Annotated in this window: 1 protein-coding gene; it reads right to left on the bottom strand. The window is 47.9% G+C overall.

Going from position 1 to position 288, the window contains the following annotated elements; genetic code table 11:
* Nucleotides 1-262 (bottom strand): hypothetical protein (locus tag NE473_RS32120; protein ID WP_256265726.1); only part of this gene is annotated, 262 nt, incomplete at its 3' end.
* Nucleotides 263-288: the final 26 nt, after the last annotated feature.

A 288-nucleotide genomic window follows, 5' to 3' on the forward strand; every position in this document is an offset into this window, starting at 1 on the left:
GTCCATAGTATACATACTTTTCTTCCTTTAGAGCATTTACCATTGCGGTAATATCCTTTAATACGTACAGATGGTCTGAACCGATTTTAAACTCAACCGTCCAACCTTCCGCATTGCGGTGCAGGGCAGGAACCAGCCTGATATTTCCATTTAAATTCGGCTGAAAGTAGTGGGCATCGGCCAGCGCGTCGGCCGCTGCTTCCAAGATTAGGCAGCCGCCGACGGATACCGCGGTTAAAAAACTGATTTTTTCCAGCACCATGCGGGAAAATGCCCACTACTTTCAGC

Source organism: Hungatella sp. SL.1.14 (genome assembly GCF_024460495.1).
Taxonomy (GTDB): domain Bacteria; phylum Bacillota; class Clostridia; order Lachnospirales; family Lachnospiraceae; genus Hungatella; species Hungatella hathewayi.